The organism is Methylobacterium tardum (genome assembly GCF_023546765.1).
In the GTDB taxonomy this organism is placed as follows: Bacteria; Pseudomonadota; Alphaproteobacteria; order Rhizobiales; family Beijerinckiaceae; genus Methylobacterium; species Methylobacterium tardum.
This window is the reverse complement of the sequence record NZ_CP097484.1, coordinates 6,713,450-6,739,389: the sequence shown is the minus strand read 5'-3', so window position 1 is coordinate 6,739,389 and position 25,940 is coordinate 6,713,450. Positions and strand designations below refer to the sequence as shown.

Genomic DNA, 25,940 nt, shown 5'->3' with positions numbered 1-25,940 from the left:
GCCATCGGATCGTTGTGGCCTTCGGAGCCTTATCGCTGGGATCGGCCGTGCTGCACCTCACGCCGGCGCAGGCCTACCAGCTCGACACCGTGAACTTGGTCGGCTGCGCCCAGGACGGCGGGGTCTGCCGGATGTCCTACCCGACCAACGTGTATTACGGGGTCCCGGGCCGGACCAACGGTCGCCCGTTCCCGCAGGGCGGCACGGTTCCGTGCAACACGCAGACCTTCGGCGACCCGGCTCCGGGCCGAGGCGAAGAGCTGCTGGTACGCGCCGCGGATCACCGCGGGCGGCGGTACCGATCGGAGACGGTTTGACGAGGATGACGAGCCGCGCCGCGATACCTATCGCTACGGTCGCGACTACGATCGCCCACCGGCACGCCGCCCGTACGACGAAGATTACGGACCGTCGCGGCGTCGCTAGCGGGACGATCCGGACGAGGATTGATCTGCGGCATCGCAACTCGGCCTTCGCGCGCATCCGGCCTGTTAACCGCCGGTCGGCAACATGGTGCGGCGCGGAGCCCGGCTCCGCTGACTGACGTGACCGGTGGGAGGCCATGACGGAGAATCGCCGCAGCGTTTTCCGGAAGAACGCCTTCACGATCGGCAGCCTGCTGCTCGAACGCGGCGCGGTCGGCTGCCTGGTCTGGGACATCACCGAGACGGGCGCTCAGATCGAAGTCGAGGGCGACCAAGTCGTTCCGGCCAAGTTCCAGTTGCGCCTGACCGAAGGTGGTGACCCGCAGTTGGTCGCCGTGGCGTGGCGGCGAGGCCGCCGGATCGGCCTGACCTTCGCGCCTGTCGAAGGCTGAGCCCGCGCCTCAGCCCGGTTGCAGAGCGGGCACAGGGCGGCCGCTGGCCGTGGCGAGGCGAAAGCGCCGGGGCCGCACGAACAGGAAATCGAACGACGTGCCGCGCACGAGCCGCTCGAGGATCAAGGGCATCAGCACCGCCATCGCGATGACGATCAGGCTCGCCGCGCCGATATCGGCGATCCAACCGCTGCGCACGAGAAGCTCCCGCGTGGCGGCCATCGGCAACGAGAAGGCGAGATAGATCACGATCGAGCGCTGACCGCAGGTCCTGATCGCCTCGGCGACCGGACCTCCCAACCGGACGATCAGCGCAGCGGTCACGACGATCGCCAGCGCCCCTGCCGCACCCAGCGCAAGGCTGACGAGCGGCAGGCTGGCTACGGTCGGGTGATCCGGATTGCTCCACGGGGTCAGTGCCAGCCACCCTTCCAGGCCAGCCCAGACGGCGAGGCCGCACAGGGCGAGACCGATCCGGCGGCGCGCGGTATCGGCCAGCGCGAAGATCCGACCCGCAAACAGGTAGCCGGCGAGGAAGTAGACATACCGGGCGCAGAACTCGCCGATGAGCGTCGAGTCACTGCGGATATCGGCGATCTGCAGCAGGGCAGCGCCCGTCAGCAGCAGGCCCGCGGGAACCTGATGGAGCGCCTTGGTCACGACCGAGAACACCGCCAGCAGATAGATGAACCACAGGCTCGAATAGGGTTCGATCAGTGAATGGGCGAGATGCGCCGCGAAGGCCGTCGGCCCGCCGTCGCCGACGATCTTCCCGTACCGCGCGGCCGACTGGATCACGAGCCACAGCAGGTAGAAATAGGCGAAGTGAACGACGCGGCGGTCGGAGAACAGGCGCCAGTCACGGCCGATTACCCGGCCCATGAACAGGCCGGACAGGAGGAAGAAGTCCGGAATCCGAAACGGCTTCGCGAAGGCCACGACCGGATGCAGAAAACCTTCGCCGCCCATGGCGTCGCCGGTGCCGGTCACCGCATGCATCATGACCACGAGGAGGATGCATATGCCTTTGGCGACATCGACCCAGGCGAGCCGATCGCGCGCATCTCCGGTTCCGGCCATCGTCCCGTCCTTGCAGTCGAGGCGATCCTGGACCCGGAACGGTTGACGACAAGGCTCTGCGCCGGCGCCCGCTGTCGACGTGGCGAACGCGCGGTAAATGCCGCCCGTCAGTGCTTGCGCCGTGCTGCGCGCCGGTCGCGGGTTGAGCGGGTCGCGGCGTGGAAATCGTCGGGCTTGCCGCGGACCCAGGTCAGGAACCGGGCGATCTCCGGATCGGCCCTGAGAGCCTCCACATCGGCGAGGCGCTTGGCAATCTCGGCCTCGCTGTAGCGGGCATGGATAGCCGAGTGGCAGATCTGGTGAAGCCGGACCGTACCCCGGTGCGTCCCGCCTTTGAGCTTCGGGGTCAGGTGGTGAAGGCTGGAGCGAGCGCCGGGCGGAATCGGCCGCTCGCAGAGCGGGCAGACCGGATGCGCGCGCGCGGCCGTCCCCGGCGCATCGGGGTCATCGGCGCTCCAGCGCCGTGAGCGCCGTCCGACCACGCACATCCTCCCTCGTTCGACCCGTTACCGCTCCGATTGCGCCGCCGGCGCGCAGCCCCGCGCGAGGCGGCTCCGGAACAGCGCCTCGGCCGCGCGATCACCGACGCCCAGGATCGAGACGTGGTCGCCCGAAACGAGCTCGATCCGGGCTCGCGGCCCGGCTGCCGCCGCCAGGGCGACCGCAAGCTTGGCCGGCACCACAGGATCGTCGCGGCCCTGAACGATCAGCACAGGCGCCGTCCCGGTGCGGATGCGCAGGTCCGAGCGATAGGTGTCGCGCAGGAGCAGGTCGGGGCCAGCGGGACATGCAGCCGCACGGCGTGGCTCATCGAGTCGAACGGCGCCTCCAGATACAACCCGAGCGGCGCTGTGCGCGCACCGACCGCGACCGCGACGGCGGCGCCCAAAGAATGGCCGTGAAGCAGGATCGGCGCACCCGGCGCCCGAGCGGCCGCTGCAGCCACCGCCGCCATCCCATCATGGATCAGCCCCGTCTCGCTCGGGTGTCCGGTCGAGCCCGGATAGCCGCGATAGGCAGGGGCCAGGACGCCCCAGCCGCCGCGGTGCCAGGGACCGTCGGTGAAGCGGGCGCCCTGCGGCTCCGGCCGCGAGCCGTTGCCATGGAAACTGACGATCACGCCGCAGCCGGGCTCCGGCGGCTTCCACAGCGCGTGCAGCGTCTCGCCATCCTCGGTGACGAGGGTGACAGCGGCCACGCCCGGAACCGGCACGACGGCGGGCAATGGCCGATACGCGCCCGGATAGAGGAGCCGGCGCTGGTTGAGGCCGAGCACGACCAGGGCCAGGCCGTAGAAGAGGATGGCCGCGAGAGCCAGGCCGATCAGGAGACGCATATCCGCTGGCTGGAGAGCACGGCATTCGCCGAGGCGCGCGACGGCCCGGGAGGATCTGTTGTCTACGGGTTGCACTCAGCATTGACAAAGCGGCCCGAGAGCCCGAGTCTTGAATCGTTCCGAGGGGGCCCTGCAGGGGGCTGAGATTGGGCACGCTGCCCTGACCCTTGAACCTGATCCGGCTCATACCGGCGGAGGGACGGGAACCTGCGGTCGCGTGCGCGCGGCCGGCTCTCATCTCAGCCATCGCGTGGACCGGACCGCTCCAGAACGAGGAGAGGCCCACGATGAACGCACCCGTTCTCCCGAAGGACGTGAAAGGCAGCCCCGAGGCCGTGACCACCGGTCCGGTCACCGGATCGCGCAAGGTCTATGCGAGCCCGGCCGGCCGGCCGGACATCCGCGTGCCCTACCGCGAGATTGTCCTCTCCGATCCCAAGGAGGAACCGGTGCGGGTCTACGACCCGTCGGGCCCCTACACCGAGACGGATGCGCGCATCGACCTCAACGCCGGCCTGCCAGGCGTGCGCGAGCCCTGGATCGCCGGTCGCGGCTACGCGGCGGTCGCGCCGCGGGCGGTGAAGCCGGAGGATAACGGCTTCGCGGGCGACAAGCTCGTAGCCGCCTGCCCCGCCGAGCGGATCATCCGCAAGGCCGCGCCGGGCCAGATGGTGACGCAGTACGAATTCGCCCGCGCGGGGATCATCACCGAGGAGATGATCTACGTCGCCCATCGCGAGAACGTCTGCCGCGAGAAGATGCTCGAGGGCGCGGAGGCCGCGCTCGCGGACGGCCAGAGCTTCGGCGCCTCGGTCCCACCCTTCATCACTCCGGAATTTGTGCGCGACGAGATCGCCCGCGGCCGGGCCATCATCCCGGCCAACATCAACCACACCGAGCTGGAGCCGATGGCGATCGGCCGGAACTTCCTGGTCAAGATCAACGCCAATATCGGCAACTCGGCGGTGACCTCCTCGGCCGCCGACGAGGTCGAGAAGCTCGTCTGGTCGATCCGCTGGGGCGCCGACACGGTCATGGACCTGTCCACCGGCCGCAACATCCACAACATCCGCTCGTGGATCATCCGTAACAGCCCGGTCCCGATCGGCACGGTGCCGATCTACCAGGCGCTGGAGAAGGTCGGCGGCGACCCGCTCAAGCTCGATTGGGAGGTGTTCAAGGACACGCTGATCGAGCAGGCCGAGCAGGGCATCGACTACTTCACCATCCATGCCGGCGTGCGGCTGGCCCACGTGCCGCTGACCGCCCGGCGCGTCACCGGCATCGTCTCGCGCGGCGGCTCGATCATGGCGCGCTGGTGCCTCGCCGGCCACCGGGAATCGTTCCTCTACGAGCGGTTCGACGAGATCTGCGACATCATGCGGGCCTACGACGTGTCGTTCTCGCTGGGCGACGGTCTGCGCCCGGGCTCGATCGCCGACGCCAACGACGCCGCCCAGTTCGGCGAGCTTGAGACGCTGGGCGAGCTGACCAAGGTCGCCTGGGACAAGGGCTGCCAGGTGATGATCGAGGGCCCCGGCCACGTGCCGATGCACAAGATCAAGGTCAACATGGAGAAGCAGCTGACGGAGTGCGGCGAGGCGCCGTTCTACACCCTCGGCCCGCTGACCACCGACATCGCTCCCGGCTACGACCACATCACCTCCGGCATCGGCGCCGCGATGATCGGCTGGTTCGGCACCGCGATGCTCTGCTACGTCACCCCGAAGGAGCATCTAGGCCTGCCCGACCGGGACGACGTGAAGACCGGCGTGATCACCTACAAGATCGCCGCCCACGCCGCCGACCTCGCCAAGGGTCACCCGGCCGCGCAGCTGCGCGACGACGCGCTCAGCCGCGCCCGGTTCGACTTTCGCTGGGAGGACCAGTTCAACCTGGGCCTCGATCCGGATACGGCCCGGCGCTACCACGACGAGACCCTGCCGAAGGACGCCCACAAGGTCGCGCATTTCTGCTCGATGTGCGGGCCGAAATTCTGCTCGATGAAGATCACGCAGGATCTGCGCGCCGAGGTGCTGGCGATGGAGGAGGCCGGCGAGGTCGTGGGCGCGTCGCCCGCGATGTCCAAGGCCGAGGCCGAGGCCGGCATGCGGGCGAAGTCGCAGGAATTTCTGGCCGAAGGCGGCAAGCTCTACGTCGACGCCGCCGAGTGAGACGGCGGCACGCCCGGTCCCTTCAGGATTTGGGCGTGCCGCAGCCCCGCCCCGGCGCTCCGCCGTACGGGGCCTCGATATCGAGGACGGCACCCGGGCGGGCACCTTAGGCATCGTGCAGCGCCGCGAGCATCAGATCCGCGGCAATGCCGACGTCTGGGGGTTTCCCAGTTCCACGATCCGGGCGCAATTGTCCCCGGCCCATCGTGATCGAAGCGGAGCGCCTCCAGGGCGGCCGGGGCGGGCGCGCTCAGCCGCCAAGCGATTCCCATCCGGCGCGGCCCGGATGCGCCCGACGCGGCTTCGCAGAGCATCCGCGCATCCCGGTCCTGAAGATGCACCGGACGTAGCGCTGCGACTGCCCGTGCAACGCGACGACTTTAAAACGAATGCAGCTCGGATTTATGGCGTGGCGGTAACGGGGTGTTCATCGCATCTCCGAACGCCCACAGCCGTCCCGTGGACTGTCCGCGGCCCTTAACCGATGATTAGGCAGGTGGCCGGTTCAATCCTCCGATCACAGGATCGCAGGAGACTGGCCATGGAGATCCGCCCGTTAACGACCACGCCATCGGGGCCGCAGGGCCTCGACGCCCTCGGAGCCACGGCTGCAGCCGCCGTGACCCAGAAGGCGCCTGAACCCGAGACCAATACCGCGCCGCTCGAACCCGCGGTGAAGCTCGATATCGGCACCAATGGCGGCAAAGCGCGCTACATTCAGGACCCGGACACCAGCACGATCGTCTTCCAGGTGCTCGATCCCTCGTCCGGTACCGTGATCGACCAGCTCCCGAGCGAGACCGCTCTGCGCAATCGCGCCTACGATTCCGCGCACGGGACGCGCAATTCCCAGTCCGGCAGCGTGTCGCGCGTGGCCTGAGGCTGCCGGGTCAGGCGCGAAGGCGGCGGAGGCGGTCGTCCGAGGCGGTGTCTCGCAGGCCGAATGACGCCAGCGGAAGGATCTCCACGGGCTGATTGCGCCGGGCGATGAGGACGCTGTTCTCCGAGACGGACGTCCACGTGCCGTGGTCGCGATCGAGCGGCTCGGACGCGACGACGACACCGCCGTCGGACGCGCGATAGTAGAGGGAGTTGGCCTTGTCGTTGGCCGCGTAACGGAACGCGTAGAGATCGCGTCCGTCCGCGAGAGCGGCCGTGAACCGGAACGGATGTTCGCCCGCCAACTCGGTGAGCCGCACGAGCGCGCGCGCCGTGGCCTCCACGGGATCGCGGCGCGGTCCCGCGCCCATCAGGCCGCAGCCGAGCAGGCCGAGGAAGATCGCCTCGGAATCCGTCGTGCCGGCACGGGACGGGTAGAGCTCGTCGGGAATCATCGCCTCGACCGGCCGCCGCAGGCGGCTCCAGTCGCCGATATAGCCGTTGTGCATGAACAGCCACGGCCCGCACGCGAAGGGATGGCAATTTGGCCGGGTGATCGGCGTTCCGGTCGCGGCCCGCACATGCGCGAAGAACAGGTGCGAGTGCAGGTGGCGGCACAGGTAGCGCAGGTTGTCGTCAGACCAGGCTGGCTGCACCTCGCGATAGCGACCCGGCTCGGGATGATCCCCGTACCAGCCCAGCCCGAAGCCGTCGCCGTTGGTCGCCGCCGTCGATTCCAGCGCCTGGATGCTTTGCGAGACCAAGCTGTGGGACGGCTCGGTGACGTAATGCTCCAGCGGGATTGTGCGTCCCGCATAGGCGATCCAGCGGCACATCGACGGGGTTCTCCGGGTGCGTGTCGCGAGGCTGATCCGGGACGATCGTGGACAAAGCGCGGCACCTTGAGCGCCGCGTCGATCACAATCGTTCGCGAGAACCGTGCCGCGACGGTCAGCCTCAGACGCCGTGGGTCTGCAGCCAGCTTTCCAGAAGAGCGACCTGCCAGAGCTTGGAATTGCCTTTGGGCGTCAGCGTGCCGTCCGGATCGGCAAGCAGGTGGTCGACGTAGGCGCGGTTGAAGATGCCGCGTGCCCGCGCCTCCGGCCTGTCCAGAACGTCGCGGACGAAGTCCAGGAACGGGCCGCGGATGTGCTTCAGTGCGGGAACCGGGAAGTAGCCCTTCTTCCGATCGATGACTTCGGCGGGAACGACCGCACGGGCGGCTTCCTTGAGGATGTACTTGCCGCCGTCGCGGACCTTCAGATCCGCCGGGATGCGCGCCGCAAGCTCGGCGAGGTCGTGGTCCAGGAACGGGACGCGCGCTTCGAGACCGCAGGCCATGGTCATGTTGTCGACTCGCTTCACCGGGTCGCCGACCATCATGATCTGCTGATCGAGCTGCAGCGTCTTGTCGATGGCGCTGGCGCTTTTTGAGTCCGCGAAGAACGCTTCGAGATAGGCGGTGCTGTAGTCGCCGTTCACTAGGTCCGGCGCCAGCGCCTCGCGCATCTCGTCATGGTCGCGATCAAAATACGCTCTGGCATAATCCGAGACCGGATTCGCCGAGCCCATCAGCTTCGGATACCAATGGTAGCCGCCGAACACCTCGTCGGCACCCTGGCCGCTCTGGATCACCGTCACGTGCTTGGCGACCTCCTGCGATAGGAGCAGGAACGCGACCGCGTCGTGGCTCATCTGCGGCTCGGCCATGGCGGCGATCGCCGCGGGCAGCGCCTCCAGCGTGCGCGAACCGTCCACGGCAACCTTGGTGTGATCGGTCTCGAAGGTGCGGGCGATGATGTCCGAGTACTTGAACTCATCACCCTCGACGCCGTTCACGGCGTCGAACCCGACCGAGAAGGTCTTCAGCCCGGTCTGGCCGTTGCGGGCCAGGAGCGCGACGAGGAGCGAACTGTCGAGCCCGCCCGACAGGAGGACGCCGGTGGGCACATCGGCGACTTGCCGGCGCTCAACCGCCGTGCCGAGGGTCTCGAGGACGGCGTCGCGCCAATCGGCCTCGGTCATGCCGCGATCGGCCTCGCGCGGGCCGATCGTGACCGTCCAGTAGGTCTTTTCGTGCCGGGTGCCGTCCTTCTCCAGGGTCAGGATCGTCGCCGGCGCGAGCTTGCGGACACCCTTGAGGATGGTCAGCGGCGCCGGCACGCCCGCGTGCCAGCTCATGTAATGGTGGAGCGCCGCCGGATCGATCGCCGTGTCGACGTCGCCGGCCGCGAGCAGGGCCGGGAGTGACGAGGCGAAGCGGAAGCGACCCTTCACCGCGCTGTAGTAGAGGGGTTTGACCCCGAGCCGATCACGCGCGAGCACGACGCGTCCGGAGTCGCGCTCCAGGACGGCGAAGGCGAACATGCCGTAGAACCGCTCGACGCAGGCCGGTCCCCAGGCGTGATAGGCCTTGAGCACGACCTCGGTGTCGCTCGTCGAGAAGAAGACGTAGCCTTTCGCCTCCAGCTCGGCGCGCAGCGCGCGAAAATTGTAGATGCAGCCGTTGAAGACGATCGCCAGCCCGAGGCCCGGATCGACCATCGGCTGCTGACCGGCCTCGGACAAGTCGATGATCTTCAGCCGGCGGTGGCCGAAGACGACGCGGCCGGAGCCGAACAGGCCCTCGCCATCCGGGCCGCGCGCGCGCAAGCAGCCCACCATGGCCTGGACGGCAGCGGGATCGGCCGGTCCATCGAAGCTGATCTCACCGCAGATCCCGCACATCGTCGCTGTCGGCCCTCGTTCCGGCGGCATGACCGCTCCAACGGAGCGAAACGGCCGGCGCGCCGCGACGTTCCTTCAACGGCGCGGGATCGAACACCCGCACAGGTGGCCGGAAGCAGGGTCAAGCGTTTGACGCCGTCGCCGTCCGGCTGCTAGACCATGGCCGTGCATGAGCGCAGGGGTCGCGCGCGGACCGTCGGTTCCGCCCCGATGATCCGTGACGTCCATGTCGGCGGGCGTAGTTCAGTGGTAGAACGTCAGCTTCCCAAGCTGAATGTCGTCGGTTCGATCCCGATCGCCCGCTCCAGCATCTTCAGGCACTTAGCCTAGCCCCGCCCGGGGCGCGAACCGGGCGATACCACATCGATACCACCTTTTCCGCCGGCACCGCCCGAATCAGGGGCGCCGCCGCCGGAGTTGACGAATCCCCCGCCCAGGCGATCATCGCCCCCGACTGTCGAGGTCAGGCTGTTCGTCTAAGCACAGGACGCCGATCACGGACGGTGGCCACTCGTTCGGCGGGAGCCATCGCGATGATGACGGAAATCAGGGGAGGCCAAGGTCCCGGCCGGCGGGCTGCAACAGGCGGCAAGCCTCGACAGGTGGCAACGAAGGGCTCGGGGCTTCCCCGGGCCCTTTCGCTTTCGTGGGCGAGCTGCGACCCTGCCGGCATGAGCAAGCCCCTCTACCCGGTCGAGGACGGCCCCGGCGCTGGCCGATACGTCGACGTCGTCGTGCGCGTGATGGTCGGGCCCCGCCGTTCAACGGTCCTCGTGGAGCGTCAGGGCGAGCCCGCCAGCCTGTACGAGACGCGGGAGCATGGTCGCGAGACGGACGGCCTGGGCGACGCCGTCGAGGCGGCCGTGCGGGAGGGGCTCGCGAGGCTCCCTCAGTCCAGCCGCGTCGAGTAGCTGCCGTCGGGGTAGACGGTGCGTTCCTCGACGTCGGAGCCGTCACACAGGACCGTCTCGCCTTCCGGCTTGAACCGCATCCCGGCGGCGAAAGTGTCGAGAGCATCCTCGACCGGGACGCTGGTGGCGGCACCCAGACGCCGGCGTCCATCGCCGCCTTGGCGATCTGCAACAGGAAGGCGTACGGGATGCCCACGCTGGCCCCCGGCTCAGACGCCAGCGCCTGCCCCAGCATGTATGGGCCGAAGTACCCGGTGGCGCTCATGCCTTCCTCGCGACGGTAGCCCCCGGCCGGCACGGGTCGCCGGATCCATGGCAGAACGGGCACTCCGCCGGCGGCGCGGGCTGGTCGAAGCACGTGGCGCAGGACCGCGCCAGCACCGGCCGCCCCCCGGCGATGACCATGGCGGCCGCGCAGGGATCGGGCTCGATCACGTCGAACGTGACGGACCAGGTGCAAGCGGCCTCGTCAGACTCGAACGAAGTGATGCGGACGGGGATGGTGGGCATGTCAGGTCTCCGTCGCCTCGATGGTCGCCTCGGCGCGAGCCAGCACCCCGGTGAGCGCGGCGTCGATCACCGCCAGCGCGTCGGTCGCGCAATGCGGCCCCGACTGGCACGACCAGGGTTCCAGGGGGTTCCGGGCGGCCAGCGTGAAGCGGCCGCCGAAGTCACGCGACCACATCAGGCCGCCCTGGGGCACCCGCAGCAGGGTCCGGGCGAGCTTCAGGGCCTCGGGGATCCCGGAGAACCAGAGCAGGCGCCGGCGCTGGTCGCCGAACACGGTCGGGAGGAACACCCCTCGCGCGTAGCGCCCGATGGGGTTCGGCACCCATCCCTCGGGCAGGCTGCCCGTCTGGGTCAGGACCTGGCAGGCATTCTCGCCCCTCGCGTCGACCGGGATCTCCGCGTCCCGCCAGCCGAGCAGGTGCTCCGCGATCATGCAGGCGAGCCAGTCATTGTTGATCTCGGCCGTCGATGGGTCGATCGAGGCGATACACCGGCGCATCGCGGGGATCGCCTCGACGAGGCGCTTGGCCTCCTCGAGCCGGTAGGCGACCTCGGCAGCGCCGACCTCCACCTTCAGCCGGTCGGTGCCTGCGGTGCTGCGCCTAGCCATGGGCGGACCACACCGCCGGAAGATCGGCGTCCTTGGTCCTGGCGGGCGGACGCTCGAACAGGGGCGCCAGGGCGGCCGCCATCTCGTCTGCGAACGGCGTCATGTCGAGCGCGATGACGTAGGCAGTCGGGCTCCCCTCGGCGTCGAACTGGATCCCCGACACCACCTCGCCGGGCTTCGACGGAGCGGCGGCCAGATCGACCGGCAGGGAGACGAGTTCGAGGGGCTCGTGCCGGGGCAGGCCCTGGATCCGCCGACAGGCGTCGCCATCGAGGAGGTGGTTGTAGGGGCCCATGGTCAGTCCTCCTCGTCCTCGATGGGGTCCATCCGCGGCGCGGCCTCGGCGAGTTCCATGACCATGAGGGCGGCCGCGTCGAGCAGGGCGCGCTCGTCCCAGACCCAGACCGAGGCGACCCGGATCATCTCGACGGCCATCGCGACGAGGTCGTCGGTCGTGAGCCGTGGGTTGCCGTAGGCGGCCGCCTTCCGGACTGCCGGGCCGCCGTCGACGCCCCAGGCGCAGACCTGCCGGGTGTCCGCCTCGTCCGAGGCCCTGAGCATGATGTGAAACTCGTTGCTGCCCTCGTTGAGACAGACCTCGAACCCGTCGCGCGCGAAGACCGTGTGCTGGGTGCCCATGGTCAAGCAGCCTCGTCCTAGGGATCCTCGTACGGGCGTCCGTGCACCTTGGCGTAATGCTCCCTCGACCAGGCGAACTCCTCCATCGTGTAGCCGCCGTCCCTGATCCAGCCGGAGAGGCAGTAGGACCCTCCTTCCTCCTCGCCCTCGATGGTGCCGGACAGGTCGGGGAACAGGCGCGCGATGGCCTCGAAGATCGGCCGGGCGTCATCGTCGTAGGCACAGAACCGGCACTCGATCAGGCAGGGCTCGTCCCGGATGAACTCGAAGTACCCGGCGTTGTAGGCGCTGCCCCAACACTTGTAGGCCCAGTTCCGGCCCTCGCCGGAAGGGTACGCGGCGAACGTCTCGAAGCTCAGGCGGACCGGGGAGCCGGCGTAGCCCAGGTTCGTGTTCTCGACGATGTGGGCTGCCCGGAAGTCGGCGATGGAGGCCTCGGGTCCGGAGACGGTCAGCCGGAGTGTGGTCTCGTTCGCCATGGCTCAGGCCTCCGTCGAACGCGGGGCGAACGTGAGGTCGGCAAACCACATGTCGCGGGGGTCGTCCTGGTACCGGATCGTGTCGACGCGATAGCGGGTGGTTTCCCCATCGTTTGGGAGGATGAGGTAGTCGCCGGCGCTGACCCCATGGCCGAAGCCGGAGACCCTGAGGTGCTGGCCTTCCTCGATCACCCTGAGGGTGTTGCAGGCGTGCCCCCACCGTGGCCTGGAATAGTCGTGCGTCTCCGGCTCCCGGGCAGGCGCTCGCGGCTTGCTGGCGCCAAGTCCTTTCGCGAGCGCCATCGCGAGTGCTGCAGCCTGAAACACGTCCGGTCCCCCTCGAAACCGTTGGTGCCCCGGAGACGAGTCGAACGTCTCTCTCCACGTTTTCAGCGTGGCGCTATCACCGGGTCAGCTGCCGGGGCTCGCCCTCGATCGAAGCAGGAATTCCGGATTCGCCTAGGGGGTACCCACGAGAAAGGGGCCCCGCACTGCCACGCGGGACCCCTCGCAGTCCCGGACAAGGCCCCCTGGGATGGGCCCCCGCACGTGGCACCGCGCGGGCTCCCGACCGTGCCCGGCGGAAAGTGAGGAGGGCATCCTCGATCAGGGCGGAAGATTCGTCGAATGTTGTGTGATCGGGGATCACAGAGCCCCCCTTGCAATCCAAACCGTGTCTGCTAAATACAGACACTTGGCCGGTTCTCACCGACCCAGGGAACAAGAAGAGGCACTCCCTTGACCAGCAAGAACACCCTCGACACCGCCATCGCCGCCTGGAAGGCTGCCACCACGCAGATCGACCGCGACCTGGCCGCCCAGGCCATTGGCGAGCACATCGCCTACGATACCCCGGAGGGCGCCGACTACGAGTCCGCCACCGACGAGCTCCTCGCCCGCCTCAAGGCCGAGTTCGGCCCCGTCCCGGTCGAGGACCTGCGCGGGTTCTACATCGCCCTCCCGGCCGAGCTCACCGCCAACGAGATCGAGGGCATCTGGGGCGTCGGCCGCAGCGAGCAGCTCGCCGTCGCCGACGCGCACTACTGGACGCAGACTCAGCCTGCCACCGTCGAGCAGGGCGACAACGAGTGGATCATCCGACACGAGGGCAGCACGTTCCGGTGCCAGACCGTGCAGGGCGCCGACGCCTGCGCCGCGACCCTGGGCTACCGCGCGTGGCCCTGCACCGAGGCGCTGTACCGCCGCGTCAAGGAGGAGGGCTACGACACGAACGGCCGGAACTCCTACGGCTACGCGAAGAACGGCAGCCTCTACGACGTCGCCGAGCGCGACGCGGCCTGATCCCACCCCCGCGCCCCGGCAATCCCGCCGGGGCGCTCCTCGCTTCAGGGATCACCGAAATGGCCCTCACCGCCGCCGCCGCCAGCCTCGCCATGCAGCAGGCCGCCAGCCTCCACGACGTCTGCCGGATCGCCGCCGGGCTCACGCCGGATGTGCTCCACGCCCTGATCGACAGCTACCTCCCGGACCACGACGAGGGAGCGGTCGAGCCACGCGGCACCGTGCTGTCCCACGGCATCTATTGGACCGACACGCACTACGTCCACGCCGCCGCCGACGGTCGCTTCGTCGTCTACGAGCGAGACGACGCCTGATCCCAGGGGGCCGCCCCCTTCCGCGCCCTGGCAATCCCGCCGGGGCGCCCTCCATCCAGGGATCACCGCAATGGGCATCTTCGGATACCTCGACCGCATCGCCGCCGAGGCAGAGGCCAGGGACACCCGCACCCCGGAGCAGCGAGCCGCCGACGTCGCCGCCTACGAGGCCAGGGGCCGCGAGGCCGCCATCCGGCTCGCCGCGGAGCGAGTGGAGTTCCTCGCCGCGGCCCCCCGCTACGTCCTGCCCGACGGCACCGCGTGGCGGAGTTCGGACATGATGGGCACGCTCCGCACCGGCCGACAGGGCGACCAGGGGCGCCGCCTCCACGCCGTCCCTGAGGAGGATTGCGGCGTCTGGTCCGGCGCCAGCCCGGCGCTCTGCGGGGCCCAGCCCGGACCCCGGTCCGTCGGCTGGGGCGATGTCCGTTCGGAGCCGGTGGACTGCCCCCGCTGCGTCGCCAAGCTCCGGAAGTTCGGGCTGTGACCCGGACCGTCATCACCATAGCGGGCCGCCCCTGGGCAGTCCGCCTCGCCATCTGGGCGGCCGCCAACGACGGCGGCCGCCGCTTCGTTTCGGTCGACCTGCTCGCCACTCCCTGAGGGATCCATGCTCATCGAACTCGTTCCCCTCGACGAGGGGCTCCACGACGGCACCGCGGTCGGCCTGCTGGACGGCCGGCCGCTCGTCTACGTCGAGCGCCGCGCCCACGTCGACGGCCGCCAGTACGCGCACGGCGACATCGCCGACGCGTTCGTTGAGGCGGTCAACGTCGCCGCCACGAAGATCCTCGGGCCGGAATGGTCGAAGCCGCTGGCGCAGATCACCGGCCTGAACGCGCGCACGTGCAATCGCGACCGCATTCACCGCTGGGGACTCCCGCCGTGGGTCCTAGTCCTGCTCGCCCGGGGCGCGGCCTCGGAGCACCCCAGGGCCCTGGGGCACATGCTCCTGGCTGTCGCATCCCTGCGCGGGGGCCTCGCAGAGCTTAAGCACGGCCGGGACCGGGTCGATGTGGTCGTGGGCAAGAAGGCCAGGGCCCTGGTCGAGGACGCCAGCGAGCTCGTCGAGTGGGCGCGGAAACAGCGGCGGCTCCCGGGATCACAGGATCCCGAGACGGAATCTTAACCCGCGCCCCGTACAGTCCCAACTCCCAGCGTCGGTTCTCACCGGCGCACCGGACATAGGAACTCCGATGACCCTGGACCCGAAGCGGGTTGCAGAGGCGCGCCTGTCGCTGCGCCTGCAGACCCCTCCTGCCTACTCCCTCCCCGGCAACCCGCCAGACCTCGACAGCCTCTACAAGGGGGCCGGTCTCTGCTGGAACAACGCCTACGCGGACGTCCGCGCCTGGGCCATCCAGGTGGAGACCAAGGGCCTGCCGGCAACGCTCGTCGCGCTGCTGGAGCCCCTGCAGGACGCCCCGACGGTCGACCACGTCGTCGCCGCGGCGGAGTGCGCGGCGCGGTGCGAGCTCGATGACGAGCTCTCCACCGACGTCCAGTGGGCCTGCGGCCAGATCGCCCAACGCCTCCGGTTCGTGGGCGCGTTCATGGGGCACTACGTCTGCACGTGCATGGCGTACCACGCCGTGAGCGTCGCGGCGTCGGGACAGCACGACGACGCCATCCTGAACCTCATGCTCACCACGGTCGCCGTGCTGCGCGAGGTCGGGCACCGGATCATCGCCGAGATATTCGACCCGACGAGGGACGCGGACATCGCGAGGCTCCGCGAGATGGTCGTCCCGGACATGGAGCGCGACGCCGACAACATCGAGCTCTGGCGCGAGCTCCGCCTCGCGGACACCCAGGCCGCAGCAGGGGCGGACGAGCCCCGTGGCGCCGTCCGCGACGACACTGGGCAAGATTCCCGGGACGAGGACCACGACCGCGCCAACCGCGTCGTCGCCGACCTTCTCAACGAAGGGCGGCCCGCGGGTGCGAGCGAGCCCGGGATAACCGTGCTCCAGTCCGTCAGCCACCTGCCGGGTAGCGCGAAGGATGGCAGCCGCGGCAGCACGGGCAGCACGCCCCGGGCCGAGTTCGCCGGCATTGCCGGTGAGCGCCTGCGGTGCCTGCCGCTGCGTGACCTGTCCGAGACCCGGGCGGCGCTGGTGGCGCGGCATCCCCACGCCGCCGGCGTCGTCGACCGGGCGCTGGGCCACGCCGTCGGGCGGCCGTACGCCACGCTGCCGCCGATCCTGTTCGTGGGCCGCCCGGGCGCCGGTAAGACGCGGCTCGCCACGGACATCCTCGCTTTCATGGGACTGCCGAGCATCGTCTACGCCTGCGCCGGCGTCGCCGACGGGTCATTCGGCGGGACGTCCCGGCAATGGGGCACGGGCCGCGGATGCGTGCCCCTGCAGCGTGCCAAGGCACACCGGCTGGCGACGTGCGGGATCGTGCTTGACGAGGTCGAGAAGGCGGGCGAGAGCCGGCACAACGGGAACCTCCAGGATACGCTCCTGGCGATGCTCGACCACGCGGACCGGTTCTTCGACCCCTACGTCGAGGCTCAAGTCGACCTGTCGGGCATGACTTTCCTGGCGACCGCCAATAGCCGCACGGGCCTGTCTACCCCGCTGCTCGACCGGTTCATCGTCATCGACGTCCAGACCCCGGGCCGAGAGCACGTCCCCGCGCTGGTCGACGGGATCCTCGCCGACGTCCGCCGAGAACGGGGACTCGATCTCGACTGGTGTCCCGAACTCGACGGCGAGGAGCTCGCCGCGGTCCAGGACGCCGGCGCCCGGGCAGCATCCGGTCGCTCCGCCGACTTGTGGAGGCGATTCTCGCCACCCGTGAATCGCTGGCCCCGCGCCATTGATGGAGGCCGCCATGACGTTCTCCCTCATCCAACCGGTGCTGCCCAAGCGGCTGATCATGATCAACCGCGTGCTCGTCAGCCGGCGCGTGGACCTAAAGCAAGTGAACGAGGGCGTGGCCGCCGCCGCGATCCTCTTCACGTACCAGCTGGAGCGCGAGCTCCTCGCGGGCGAGATCGACCCCGACCTCGCCGTCAGGAAGGCCAGGGTTCTGTGCCGGGCTGCCGCCTTCAGCCACCCGGACCGCACGGAGGCGGCCCGATGACGGACGGCTACACTTACTACAGCCCGCGTCTCCTGTTCGACGTCTACTGGCACACGCGCAAGCGCCTATGGTCAGTGCGGGTGAACGGCCGGGTCCTCTACCACATGCCTCAGGCCTGCCTGAGCTGCGCCACGCTGATGGTCAGCGTCCCGGCGGTCGAACGCATCCGCGCCCGTGGGCAGAGGGAGGTCTGTGCGTGGGCGCGCGGCCACCGGGCGTACCTGCCGCATGGCCTCGGAATGGATGGCACCCCTGAGGGCGAGCAGATCTTCTTCGACCCGTACCGGTTCACGTCCTTCGTGACGGCCGGCGGGATGCAGGTCACGGCGTGCCGGTGGCTGTATTTCGATCCGGATGGCAGCGCGTGGGGGCTCGAATGTCGCTGAGACAGCGCTACCGCGGCAGCCTGCCGGCGGACCTGCACCGCATCTCGTCGGCGCCGCTGCTCGACGAGTGGCTCCTCGAACCCGACGACCAGGCCGCGGATGGGGCGGTGCTCACCGGCGTCATCTCCGGGCACCCTCGGTATCCGGACGGAACCCGCGTGACGACGAGCACGGTCCAGCAGATCGAGGACGAGCCGGCGAACGGCATCGGCCGGTGGGCCTGGTCCTATTCCACGGGCCTGCTCAGACTAGGGACCTGCATCGACCTGCCGTATTCGAGGGGAGTTCCGCTATGAGGTTCCGCCGTCCGTCGCTCGCCGAGATCGCTGAGCGCAACCGCTCCCGGGCCCGGGACGCCGATCTCCTCGCCTCTGGCTGGACGCCGTCCCCTGAGGATCTCGCGGACGCGCCGTTCATCGACCAGTACGAAGAGACCACGTACCCGGGGTCCGACAAACCGAGCCTCAAGGGCCAGGTGACTGGTCACCCGCGCCTGGGCAGCACCTATGTCTGGACATCGCCCCTGATCGCACGCGGCGACGGCTGGGTCCGCACGGAGGGGCGCTTCTATCGCTTGGGCAGCCCCGCCCCGACGCCCGAGCCCGAGCCGCCCACGCCCCCGGCCGCGCCGTACACGCCGCCCACGGACGAGGAGATCGACGACCTTCTCGGCAGCCTGCCCGACTACGGGCTCGACCCCCGGTAGCCTGCATTCCCCCAGAGCATGGCTGTGCGGTGGCGGTCGGTGACAAATCGCGCGCCACCGGGACAAAGCGCGCGCGATCGGCGGCCGAAATGACAAACCACGCGCGATGGGAACGAATGCCGCACGCAGTCCTACGTTCCGAGTGCTGAGACCCGCGCCGGGCGCAGGTCGGCCGAGATCGGCTGCAGACAGTACCCGCGCGGGCGCACAAGGCAAGTTTCAAGCGGAGTTTTCGATGCATATCGCGATTTCCCTGGCCGCCCTTTTGGCGACCGGAACGGCGGCGGCTGCCCCGATGGATGGCGACCGCTGGGATGCCGGCGCCGTCGAGCGGCGGGGCCACAAGGTCCTGACGACGGGGCTGATGTTCCGGCGCACCGGCGCGGGCGAATGGGAGGTCTCGGCGCGCTGCGAGACACGCGACATCCGGACTGGCCGGTGGCGCGCCAAGACGGGCCGCGGAGTCGCGGTCCGGAGCATGGGCCTCGTCATGGTCAAGACAGGGACGCTGGGCCGATTCATCCTGTTCGTCGACGCCGGGGAGATCGCCTCGAACAAGCCCTGGTGCGCGAGCGGTGCGGCCAACCTCGGGACCGGGGACTAGGCAGCCCGGTGCGCCAATTCCTCGCGGATCAGGCCCGGCGCGATGCCGACCGCGCCCGCAAGCGCGCCGAACGCCAGGCTTTGCGGGACGCCGGTGCGCCAGATCCCCGGCAACAAGATGCGACTATCGTCGATGCGCTCCGGGCCGCTCTCGTGCCCCCCACGGGTCAGGAGGCCGTCCGTCGACACGTCGACTCCACGACGTTTGAAGGGCGCTGCGCGGGCCTGAGGGGCAAGTCACACGGAGGAGTCTCCCTCCGGCGCCGAGCCATCCACGCGGCCCAGGTGGACAGGCTCGCGCCCCGGCAGGAATGACTAGGGGTGGGTGTTCAATACACACCCTAGCTCGATCCCGGCGGCGCCGGCACACACTCCGGCATGGCTACCGACCGTTTCTCGTCGCCCTCAGGTTCAACGTCAGCACCACATCCTGGGCCCGAAAGCTTGACAGGTTCACTAAGGACGTCGTGCCCTACCACACCTTGCCAAGATCGAGGCCGATGTGCAGGCGTGCGAGGCCGCTATTGCCGACCTCAGAGGCAAGATCGCTGCCTTGCGCCTCAATAGAGGGCGTGATGAACGCTGGGCGGCCATCGAGCGCCTGCGCGATCTTCAGAGAAAGGGAGCGACAGACGAGGAGGTCTTCGCGGCCAGGATGCGGATCCGGCAGATCATTTGGGACACCTTCGGGAATATGTGGTGCTACCCGGACGGACAGGTCGAGATCTTCACCAACGACGGGGGCTACCACCTATTTCGGGACGGGTACTGGTGGAACGACGAGGACAGGATCTGGGTGCCGTCTGTCGGCGCCATGACCGGCATCCCGTATCGCGCCACCGCGGCCGAGCTGGCCCGCTGGGCGGAATGGCTGGGGCATGCCTATCGCGACGCGCCCCGGATCAAGTTGCGGAACGGCGAGACCCTCTGAACGGGCGCGGGAGGGGCAGCCCGGCCGACCGGATGCCGGCGCAGCGTGCGGCGCCTCCGTTCCCGGTGTGGCCCCGTCGCCGGCGGTCTACGCGACGCCCCCCCCCCCCCCGCCCTTCGTGTCGTCCTTCGGCGTCCGCCTCCGAAAGCGCCCGCGCTCGGCCCGGGCGAAGAGCTTCTTGTGAAAGATCCGCTGTTCGATCTTCTTCCTCAGCGTCCTGTGCCCCCACTCCTCCCGGTGGGTCTTGCATTCCTCCACGAGATCCGCCCCGAGACGCTGCTCGATCTCCTGGACACAAAGGGAACCCGCCCGCGGCAGGATCCTCCAGATCTCCTGCACGACGCGTTCCCAGTAGGCGTCGGCCCGGACCTCCTGCAGGTGTCTTTCCGCCTCCGCCAACTCGGTCTCCAGCGTCGCCACGCGTTCCGCCAGCAGCCGGACTTCCGCCTCGTGGCCATCCAGCAAGGCGAGCGCCTCGTTCCGCATCTGGCGTTCGCCGTCGACCTCCTCCCGCATCCGCTGCCTGTCGCGAAGGAAGATGGCGCTGGCCTCGGCCTGGGCCGCCTTCCATAGCGCCACCCCGGCCGCAGCCAGTTGGTTCGAGACCGCCTCGGGCATGCCGGCGAGCTCGATTGCCGGGCTGTATTCCCGCTCCCGCTTCCAGTCGTTCAGGAGTGGGCCGACGTCGTTGGGCGAGCCTGCGGCGCCCAGGTTCGCCGAGAGCCGGGTCCTGACCGTGCGGAGCGAGACCCGCTCCCGTCCGCCGGCGCGGATCTCGTCCGCGGCCCTGAAGACGTCGTTCCTGGTCACCATCGCGGGCCGCCCTCCCGGCATGAGGGTGAGCGAATACGGTTAACGGATCGTGACTCCCATAGCGCGTGACAGGTATCGTTACGCGGCATGCGATACCGAATGGCCGTGTGGCAGACCGGCAGTGTCCAGGGCGGAGGAAGCGCGAGGGGTTGCCGGCGTCCGTACGCCGTGGCGCGCTCGGAGGTCCAGGGGACGGTGTCGGCCGGCCCGCGCCGACATAGGTTTCATCGGGCCGACGGGCGTGAAACCCGCCGCGCCGGCTTTCCGCCCGCACGCGAGGTGACGGCCATGTTCGACATGACGAAGGTGGTCGCCAACGCCTTGGGCGAGCAACTCGCGCTCACCTACCAGCGGACCTTCGGCAGCCGCGAGCCGCGCTACGCCGAGATCATCGAGGCTTCCGCGCGCCTCATGATCGAGCGCATCGTCGGCAGCGACGCGCTTTACCACGACGGCGACCACACGACCCTCGTGACCCTCGTCGCACAGGACATCCTGCGCGGGCGCTTCCTGCAGCAGGGCGTCACGCCCGAGGACTGGCTGCACATGATCGTGGCCGCCCTCTACCACGACATCGGCTACGTGCGCGGCGTCTGCTCGGGAGATCGGGCGGACGCCTTCGTCGTCGACGCGCAGGGCACGACCGTTAGCCTGCCGCGCGGGGCCTCGGACGCGGCGCTGGCGTTCTACCACATCGAGCGCTCCAAGCTGGCGGTGCAGGAACGCTTCGGCACGCACGACCTCGCCGATGCGGGACGGGTGATACGCGCCATCGAGCTAACCCGCTTCCCGGTTCCGGAAGACGACGAGCACCGCGAGACCGGCACGGAAGCTGGCCTCATGCGAGCCGCCGACCTGATCGGGCAGTTGGGCGACCCGCTCTACCCGCGGAAGCTGAACGCCCTGTTCTACTAGTTCGCCGAGGTCGGGCTCGACTGCCAGCTAGGTTACGACAGCCCGGCCGACCTGGCGGAGCGGTATCCGGCGTTCTTCTGGTCGAAGGTCGAGCCGGTGATCGGAGACGCGGCCCGCTTCCTGGACCTGACGGTCGAGGGACGCGGCTGGATGGCCAACCTCTACGCCCACGTATTCGCCATGGAGCACGACCGCCGCCGCATGGGCCCGCATGCCGGCGGATCACGGGAAGGTGGTTCGTAGCCCGCGACGAATACCTTCCGAGCGGCGCCCGAACCTTTTCCCTGTTGCACGTTACGCGTAACGCATTCCGAGTAACGCTACGCGGCACCCGCTACGCTCGGCGACAATATCACCCAAGGCTTGGTTCTCCGGGGGACTCCTCCGGGAGGCCGGCAAACCCGACCGTCGTGCATCCCCGAGGCAGATCTACGACGATCAGGCACCGACGAGGCCCACGAGGCTGGGGGGCCACTCGGACCGGGCCGGCGGGTGTCCCTCGTGAGGACAGCCCAGACTGCCCCTCCGGCTCACCAACGTCAAAGGAAGGCGCCCCGTCACCGCAGGGGGTGCGGGGCGCAAAGGCTACTTGCCGCTCGGGGCCGCCCCGCTGCCCGTCACCCCATTCCCCATGCTGCTGCCGGCCGGGGCGCCGGGCGTGCTGACGCGGGGGCCGCCGCTGGTGCCCGGCGCCGCTCCCACACCCATCGAGCCCGTCCGTTCCGCGGCCTTCTCGGAGTTGCTCTTCACGCTGCCGGGGTTGTTCATATCGCCTTCCGTACGGCCGCCGCCAGCGGGCGTCTGGGCAAGGGCAGCCCCCGAAAGCGCAAGCGAAAACAGCGCCGCGAGACTGAGTGTCCGCGTCAACATGGGCGTTCCTCCTGGATATGACGTTCGGGGACAACCAACGCCGAGACGGATCAAACCGTTCATCGGCATCGAGGATTTGCGCCGCCTCCCCCTTGTCGACGAAACCTGGTCATCGCCCCGCCCTTTCCCGCTCGGCACCCGGGTATTTGGCCCGCAACTGCGGGGCGACGATCCTTTCGAAGAAGTCGGCCAGGACCAGGATCGGCCGCCGGTGCCGCCGAATGGCTCCAGCCGAAGATCGATGATGCCCTGTTCGATGTCGGACGCGGGATGGCGCGCCGGAAAGCCGAGAAGGATGCATCTGGCCTCCTACATCGACCGGTCGCGCCCAAGACCCGTTCCGAGCGTCCGACCGTCAAGCTGAAGCCCGGGGCCGCGCGTCTTCGTGGCAAGCCAGCACATCGAGCCGGTACTTGTCCGTCCTGGACTGGCTTTGGACACGCAGGAACGCTCGCGTGCCATCGATGAAGCGCTCGGCGGCCTCGTCCCCGGTGAGCGGGTAATGCGTCTCACCCGTCCAATGCACCAACACCACCTCACCGCCTGGCCGAAGGCAGCCTTGGACCCGGTCCGCCAAGCGCGCCACGTCGCCGGCGTCGAGGTAGTAGACGACTTCCGACAGCAGGATCAGGTCGAACGTGCCCTCCGGCCACTGGCCGGGCACCTGGGCGAGTTCGAATCGTACGTGGGGCAAGTCCCGGCACCGCTCGCGAGCCCGCTCCAGCGCGCGCTCGGCCAGATCGAGGCTGACCAGGGCGTCGCAGCGCCGGGCCAGCACCTCGGTGAGCACGCCGATGGAGCAGCCGACCTCCAGGACGGAGGCGTAACGGTCCCGCGGCAGGGCATCGAGCGTGGCTGCGTACTTCGCCCGCTCGTAGTCGCTGGTCTCAAAATCCCAGGGATCCAGGTTCGCCGCGTAGCGCTCGCCGAAGTAGCTTGCCGGCAGGGAATGGTCGTGGCGCGTCATCGGAGCACCCGCGCTTCGAAGAGGTCATTGGCCATTTCCCCGCTGTCCAGGATCTCCGCCGCCGCGGTGGTGAGCGCCCGGTCCGGCGCGGGCTGACGCAGGTAAGTGGCGAGGTCGCGCGAGAGCCGCTCAAGGGGATGCTCGCGCAGGAAGCCCTGCAGGCCGACGGAACGCTGGGCGAGCTGCAGCACGTCCAGGCCGGCCCTCTCCACCGCGAGACGGGCCAGGTTGACGAACGCGACGATGCGCTCGGGCGCGAGATCGTCCTCGTGGACGATCCGCGCGGCGCGCTCGACCCAGTGCCGTGCGCCCTCGACCGCGATGGCACCTTCGCCGAGGCGGGCGAGCTGGTGCGGGTCGCCGCCGCGCCCCATCGCGGCGAGATGCGCCCGCCAAGCATCGAACACCGCCTCGATGCCCCCGAGCTGCACCGCCGCGAAACGCCAAGCGCCGCCCGAGAACGTGGGCTGGCGATGGTAATCGTCCCAAGTGCCCAGGATCTCGTCCTCGTTGACGGCGATGTCCTCGAAGTCGACGGTGCCAGTCGCGGACGCACGCATCCCATGGGCCCGCCATCCGGTCAGGTCGGCGCGGTTGCCGGGCTCCAGCGGCACGACGAGCATCAACGGCGGCGCGCCCGGCTCCCGCTTGACCGTCACGAGGGCCCTGGTGACGTAGCCGGCGCCCGACGCGAACGTCTTGACGCCGCGGAGCCGGCGATCGTCCCCCAGCCGCAGGCATTCACCGGGCGCGTCCGTGTTCCACACCCCGAACAGATGCCCCGCCCGCGCATCCGCGAACAGGCGGCCCCCCTGTGTGAGGGTGCCATAACGGGCGACGAGTTGCAGCGCGTTGACGTGGCCCTCGTAGATGCGCCCGAGTGCGAGGCTTCCGTACCCCACGAGCCGCAGCACCGCCGCGAGGTCGCACGCCCCCGGCTCCTCGCCGAGGCCGACACCGCCTTCTCCGGAAGGGATCGGCGCCGCGAGCAGGCCCAGGTGGCCCAGGGCGGCGACATCCTCGACCGGAAACCCGTCGTCGCGGTCCTGGCCCGCCGCGCGAGCCGCAGCGGCGGCGGCCACTTGCCGGGCTGCCGCGACCGCATCGTATGCCAGGTCGGGCGGGGTCCTCTGGTCCATGCGCCTCCCTCCCGTCAGGCCGCCGCGGCGGCGATGTCTTCTACCGTGCGGCCGGTCACGACCGACAGCGGTCGCTCTTCAAGGATGTCCGGCTCGCCAGGTCGACGCGCCGCCTCGTCATGGGACTTGATGAGCAGCCAGGAGACATGCCGTTCACGAGGCCGAAGTTTCATTCGCGTCAGGCGCCATCGACCGCTCAGCTTCTCGCCGTGCAGCGTGAACGCGAGCGACCCTGCGGCGAGCGCAGTCCCAGCGGCTCCGTCCGGCTCCCAGGTGCCTCGGTCCCACAGCAGCACCACGCCCGCCCCGTAGCTGCCCGGCGCGATCACGCCCTCGTAGTCGGCGTAGTCCAGGCCATGGTCTTCGACCTCCACAGCGAGCCGACGCTCGCCCGCGACGAGGCTCGGACCTCGCGTGACCGCCCAGCTTTTCAGGACGCCGAACTCCAGCCGGAAGTCGTAGTGCAGCCGGCGCGCGGCGTGCTTCTGTACGCGGTAAATCAGGGGGGCACCTTCAGGCATTGCCGGTCCGCTCGACGGCGGTCCCGCGCAACCTGCCCGCGGCGCCGGTTGAACGGTCGGACCGGCCAAAGCGACCCAAGCCGCGCAGGAGCGTCAACGCCGCGGTCGCCATGCGGATGTGGGCCCGAAGCTCACGCGGGCGAAGCGGGCGGTAGGCCAGGTGCGGGGTGGCGGCCTCGACCGCGGCGAGCATCGCGCCGAGGGCCGGCAGCCGCAGGATGGCCGCCGCATCGTCGGGACGGACGCCGAGCCAGGGTGCCCAGAGCCGGTCGCGCCGCAGCCGCCCGGACGCATGCAGGCGACGCAGCCGCCGTCGCCAGGCGAACCGAAACAAGGCGCGGGGCAGCGGTTCCAGACGCGGGTCGCAGGGGCTCTCCGGCACCTCGCAGCGCAGCTTCATCGTGTCCGCCGCGCCGCCCGGCGCCCGCCCGTCGAGGCGGCCCGAGGTGACGACGAGAATGTCTGGGTCGTGGCGCACCCGCGCGTCGCTCGACAGAAGCGAGGAGACGAACGCCTTGTCCTCGCCGACGGCGAGCGGCGGCATCCCCCCGACGCGGCGGTAAGTCCCGAGCCTGACCGCGAGCGTCGCCCCCGAGGTCGTCCAGTGGCGCGGCCAGGGGTCGTGCGGAACCGGATCGATCAACGCCTCAAGCTCGGTCAAGAGGACCTCGTAAGCGCCTTCGAGGCTGCCCCGCGCATGAAGCGCTGCCGGTAGGCGTGCGGCGTCAGCCTCATCGAGGGCGATCCGGCCGGCCACTGCGTCGACCCCGTCCGTGATGGCCGCAAGGTTACGCGCGACCCAGTCCGCGGGCACCCGGCTGTCGGCGTCGGTCGTCAGGATGACGCCGTCGGCGGCGTCGCCGCCACCCTCCTCCAGCCAGTCCGCGGCGGCCTCCATGGCCTCGCGCCGGGCCCAGCCCGCGTTGGCGCCGTCGAACACGCGCTCGATCACACGGACGACGAGGCGCCGCGGATGCGGCAGGGCTGCGACCACGTGCGCGGTGCCGTCCGTGCAGTTGTTCAGGAACAGCACGACACCGAGTTCGCTTGCCCCAAGGCCCTCCTGGACGTCGAGCGCGCGCAGGCACTCGCCGATCCGCTCGGCCTCGTTCCGGACCGGGATGGCGACCACGCACCTGAGCGCGGGCGCCGGATCGAAGCCCCCGCAAGCGCTCTCAAGCTCCATTGCCCGACGACCTCCGGCAGCCGCAACAGGCA

Annotated in this window: 33 protein-coding genes, 2 tRNA genes, 1 pseudogene and 1 riboswitch; of the genes and pseudogenes, 16 read left to right on the top strand and 20 right to left on the bottom strand. The window is 69.6% G+C overall.

Translation table 11 applies throughout. The features are described 5' to 3' along the window. The first annotated feature begins 47 nt into the window (after positions 1-47). Positions 48-317, top strand: a complete 270-nt coding sequence (locus M6G65_RS32370; RefSeq protein WP_250103370.1) for a hypothetical protein — start codon at positions 48-50, stop codon at positions 315-317. A gap of 245 nt (positions 318-562) precedes the next feature. Next, complete coding sequence (locus M6G65_RS32365) at positions 563-817, top strand: pilus assembly protein PilZ (protein ID WP_238194332.1); 255 nt, start codon at positions 563-565, stop codon at positions 815-817. Between the two features lie 9 nt (positions 818-826). Here M6G65_RS32365 and M6G65_RS32360 read toward each other — a convergent pair whose 3' ends face one another. From M6G65_RS32360 to M6G65_RS32345, 4 genes are all read right to left on the bottom strand, one after another. Continuing rightward, the gene (locus M6G65_RS32360) at positions 827-1,897 is read right to left on the bottom strand and encodes an acyltransferase family protein (RefSeq protein WP_250103369.1); all 1,071 of its coding nucleotides are present in this window, start codon (positions 1,895-1,897) and stop codon (positions 827-829) included. Positions 1,898-2,004: 107 nt separating this feature from the next. Beyond that, positions 2,005-2,379, bottom strand: a complete 375-nt coding sequence (locus tag M6G65_RS32355) for an HNH endonuclease family protein (protein ID WP_238194330.1) — start codon at positions 2,377-2,379, stop codon at positions 2,005-2,007. A 24-nt stretch (positions 2,380-2,403) separates the two neighbouring features. Continuing rightward, positions 2,404-2,610: a hypothetical protein gene (locus M6G65_RS32350; protein ID WP_250103368.1), complete on the bottom strand. Its 207-nt coding sequence runs from the start codon at positions 2,608-2,610 to the stop codon at positions 2,404-2,406. Beyond that, the gene (locus tag M6G65_RS32345) at positions 2,604-3,233 is read right to left on the bottom strand and encodes an alpha/beta hydrolase family protein (RefSeq protein WP_250103367.1); all 630 of its coding nucleotides are present in this window, start codon (positions 3,231-3,233) and stop codon (positions 2,604-2,606) included. Before M6G65_RS32345 ends, M6G65_RS32350 begins: the two co-directional genes overlap by 7 nt. Positions 3,234-3,345: 112 nt before the next feature. Next, a riboswitch (TPP riboswitch) is annotated at positions 3,346-3,450 on the top strand. A 70-nt stretch (positions 3,451-3,520) separates the two neighbouring features. Here M6G65_RS32345 and thiC point away from each other — a divergent pair. Together thiC and M6G65_RS32335 are read left to right on the top strand one after the other, a co-directional pair. Then, positions 3,521-5,407: a phosphomethylpyrimidine synthase ThiC gene (thiC, locus tag M6G65_RS32340; protein ID WP_238194328.1), complete on the top strand. Its 1,887-nt coding sequence runs from the start codon at positions 3,521-3,523 to the stop codon at positions 5,405-5,407. Between the two features lie 541 nt (positions 5,408-5,948). Beyond that, the gene (locus tag M6G65_RS32335) at positions 5,949-6,287 is read left to right on the top strand and encodes a hypothetical protein (protein WP_238194327.1); all 339 of its coding nucleotides are present in this window, start codon (positions 5,949-5,951) and stop codon (positions 6,285-6,287) included. Positions 6,288-6,297: 10 nt separating this feature from the next. Here the strand turns inward: M6G65_RS32335 and M6G65_RS32330 are convergent, their stop codons facing one another. Further along, entirely contained in the window at positions 6,298-7,122 is an 825-nt protein-coding gene (locus tag M6G65_RS32330; RefSeq protein WP_238194326.1) for a class II glutamine amidotransferase, read from the bottom strand. Positions 7,123-7,243: 121 nt separating this feature from the next. After that, positions 7,244-9,013 (bottom strand): N-acetylglutaminylglutamine amidotransferase, encoded by a 1,770-nt coding sequence (locus tag M6G65_RS32325; protein WP_250104324.1) that lies wholly within the window; start codon positions 9,011-9,013, stop codon positions 7,244-7,246. A 232-nt stretch (positions 9,014-9,245) separates the two neighbouring features. Between M6G65_RS32325 and M6G65_RS32320 the strand changes: the two genes are divergently transcribed. After that, a tRNA-Gly gene (locus M6G65_RS32320) sits at positions 9,246-9,320 on the top strand. A gap of 364 nt (positions 9,321-9,684) precedes the next feature. Further along, positions 9,685-9,924, top strand: a complete 240-nt coding sequence (locus M6G65_RS32315) for a hypothetical protein (RefSeq protein WP_238194325.1) — start codon at positions 9,685-9,687, stop codon at positions 9,922-9,924. A gap of 261 nt (positions 9,925-10,185) precedes the next feature. Here M6G65_RS32315 and M6G65_RS32310 read toward each other — a convergent pair whose 3' ends face one another. The 7 genes from M6G65_RS32310 to M6G65_RS32280 all read right to left on the bottom strand — a co-directional run bounded on the left by M6G65_RS32310 (position 10,186) and on the right by M6G65_RS32280 (position 12,587). Then, positions 10,186-10,434, bottom strand: a complete 249-nt coding sequence (locus M6G65_RS32310) for a hypothetical protein (protein ID WP_238194323.1) — start codon at positions 10,432-10,434, stop codon at positions 10,186-10,188. 1 nt (position 10,435) lies between these two features. After that, positions 10,436-11,044 (bottom strand): hypothetical protein, encoded by a 609-nt coding sequence (locus tag M6G65_RS32305; protein WP_238194322.1) that lies wholly within the window; start codon positions 11,042-11,044, stop codon positions 10,436-10,438. Beyond that, the gene (locus M6G65_RS32300) at positions 11,037-11,339 is read right to left on the bottom strand and encodes a hypothetical protein (protein WP_238194321.1); all 303 of its coding nucleotides are present in this window, start codon (positions 11,337-11,339) and stop codon (positions 11,037-11,039) included. Before M6G65_RS32300 ends, M6G65_RS32305 begins: the two co-directional genes overlap by 8 nt. 2 nt (positions 11,340-11,341) lie before the next feature. Further along, entirely contained in the window at positions 11,342-11,689 is a 348-nt protein-coding gene (locus M6G65_RS32295; RefSeq protein WP_238194320.1) for a hypothetical protein, read from the bottom strand. An 11-nt stretch (positions 11,690-11,700) separates the two neighbouring features. Next, positions 11,701-12,162, bottom strand: coding sequence for a hypothetical protein (locus M6G65_RS32290; RefSeq protein ID WP_238194319.1), 462 nt, complete (start codon positions 12,160-12,162; stop codon positions 11,701-11,703). Positions 12,163-12,165: 3 nt separating this feature from the next. After that, entirely contained in the window at positions 12,166-12,489 is a 324-nt protein-coding gene (locus tag M6G65_RS32285; protein ID WP_238194318.1) for a hypothetical protein, read from the bottom strand. A 22-nt stretch (positions 12,490-12,511) separates the two neighbouring features. Beyond that, positions 12,512-12,587 (bottom strand) — tRNA-Phe (locus M6G65_RS32280). A gap of 313 nt (positions 12,588-12,900) precedes the next feature. On the opposite strand from M6G65_RS32280, the gene M6G65_RS32275 reads away from it, so the two are divergent. From M6G65_RS32275 to M6G65_RS32240, 8 genes are all read left to right on the top strand, one after another. Continuing rightward, the gene (locus tag M6G65_RS32275) at positions 12,901-13,464 is read left to right on the top strand and encodes a hypothetical protein (protein WP_250103366.1); all 564 of its coding nucleotides are present in this window, start codon (positions 12,901-12,903) and stop codon (positions 13,462-13,464) included. 59 nt (positions 13,465-13,523) lie between these two features. Further along, on the top strand, positions 13,524-13,778 hold the full coding sequence (locus tag M6G65_RS32270) for a hypothetical protein (RefSeq protein ID WP_238194316.1): 255 nt from the start codon (positions 13,524-13,526) through the stop codon (positions 13,776-13,778). A gap of 70 nt (positions 13,779-13,848) precedes the next feature. After that, on the top strand, positions 13,849-14,265 hold the full coding sequence (locus tag M6G65_RS32265; protein ID WP_238194315.1) for a hypothetical protein: 417 nt from the start codon (positions 13,849-13,851) through the stop codon (positions 14,263-14,265). A 123-nt stretch (positions 14,266-14,388) separates the two neighbouring features. Beyond that, positions 14,389-14,907 carry a hypothetical protein gene (locus M6G65_RS32260; protein ID WP_238194314.1) on the top strand — a complete coding sequence of 173 codons (519 nt, stop codon included), beginning with the start codon at positions 14,389-14,391 and terminating at the stop codon, positions 14,905-14,907. Positions 14,908-14,974: 67 nt separating this feature from the next. After that, positions 14,975-17,257, top strand: a complete 2,283-nt coding sequence (locus M6G65_RS32255) for an AAA family ATPase (protein ID WP_250103365.1) — start codon at positions 14,975-14,977, stop codon at positions 17,255-17,257. Continuing rightward, entirely contained in the window at positions 17,248-17,553 is a 306-nt protein-coding gene (locus tag M6G65_RS32250) for a hypothetical protein (RefSeq protein WP_238194310.1), read from the top strand. The genes M6G65_RS32255 and M6G65_RS32250 overlap by 10 nt, the downstream gene beginning before the upstream one ends. Further along, positions 17,550-17,963, top strand: a complete 414-nt coding sequence (locus tag M6G65_RS32245) for a DUF6634 family protein (protein WP_238194309.1) — start codon at positions 17,550-17,552, stop codon at positions 17,961-17,963. The genes M6G65_RS32250 and M6G65_RS32245 overlap by 4 nt, the downstream gene beginning before the upstream one ends. 235 nt (positions 17,964-18,198) lie before the next feature. Then, complete coding sequence (locus tag M6G65_RS32240) at positions 18,199-18,567, top strand: hypothetical protein (protein WP_238194308.1); 369 nt, start codon at positions 18,199-18,201, stop codon at positions 18,565-18,567. On the opposite strand, the gene M6G65_RS32235 is transcribed toward M6G65_RS32240, so the two are convergent. Continuing rightward, on the bottom strand, positions 18,564-18,755 hold the full coding sequence (locus M6G65_RS32235; RefSeq protein WP_238194307.1) for a hypothetical protein: 192 nt from the start codon (positions 18,753-18,755) through the stop codon (positions 18,564-18,566). The genes M6G65_RS32240 and M6G65_RS32235 overlap by 4 nt on opposite strands. A gap of 466 nt (positions 18,756-19,221) precedes the next feature. On the opposite strand from M6G65_RS32235, the gene M6G65_RS32230 reads away from it, so the two are divergent. Next, positions 19,222-19,497, top strand: a complete 276-nt coding sequence (locus M6G65_RS32230) for a hypothetical protein (RefSeq protein ID WP_238194306.1) — start codon at positions 19,222-19,224, stop codon at positions 19,495-19,497. Between the two features lie 87 nt (positions 19,498-19,584). On the opposite strand, the gene M6G65_RS32225 is transcribed toward M6G65_RS32230, so the two are convergent. Then, positions 19,585-20,310 carry a DNA-binding protein gene (locus M6G65_RS32225; protein WP_250103364.1) on the bottom strand — a complete coding sequence of 242 codons (726 nt, stop codon included), beginning with the start codon at positions 20,308-20,310 and terminating at the stop codon, positions 19,585-19,587. A 288-nt stretch (positions 20,311-20,598) separates the two neighbouring features. Between M6G65_RS32225 and M6G65_RS32220 the strand changes: the two are divergent. Then, a pseudogene (locus M6G65_RS32220) lies at positions 20,599-21,468 on the top strand (metal-dependent phosphohydrolase). Between the two features lie 342 nt (positions 21,469-21,810). Here the strand turns inward: M6G65_RS32220 and M6G65_RS32215 are convergent. The 5 genes from M6G65_RS32215 to M6G65_RS32195 all read right to left on the bottom strand — a co-directional run bounded on the left by M6G65_RS32215 (position 21,811) and on the right by M6G65_RS32195 (position 25,908). Next, positions 21,811-22,095 (bottom strand): hypothetical protein, encoded by a 285-nt coding sequence (locus M6G65_RS32215; protein ID WP_238194304.1) that lies wholly within the window; start codon positions 22,093-22,095, stop codon positions 21,811-21,813. 355 nt (positions 22,096-22,450) lie between these two features. Next, on the bottom strand, positions 22,451-23,062 hold the full coding sequence (locus M6G65_RS32210) for a class I SAM-dependent DNA methyltransferase (RefSeq protein ID WP_250103363.1): 612 nt from the start codon (positions 23,060-23,062) through the stop codon (positions 22,451-22,453). Then, positions 23,059-24,201, bottom strand: a complete 1,143-nt coding sequence (locus tag M6G65_RS32205; RefSeq protein ID WP_238194302.1) for an acyl-CoA dehydrogenase family protein — start codon at positions 24,199-24,201, stop codon at positions 23,059-23,061. Before M6G65_RS32205 ends, M6G65_RS32210 begins: the two co-directional genes overlap by 4 nt. 14 nt (positions 24,202-24,215) lie before the next feature. Further along, complete coding sequence (locus M6G65_RS32200) at positions 24,216-24,722, bottom strand: DNA polymerase ligase N-terminal domain-containing protein (RefSeq protein ID WP_373323651.1); 507 nt, start codon at positions 24,720-24,722, stop codon at positions 24,216-24,218. Continuing rightward, the gene (locus tag M6G65_RS32195; RefSeq protein ID WP_238194301.1) at positions 24,715-25,908 is read right to left on the bottom strand and encodes a glycosyltransferase family 2 protein; all 1,194 of its coding nucleotides are present in this window, start codon (positions 25,906-25,908) and stop codon (positions 24,715-24,717) included. The genes M6G65_RS32200 and M6G65_RS32195 overlap by 8 nt, the downstream gene beginning before the upstream one ends. Positions 25,909-25,940: the final 32 nt, after the last annotated feature.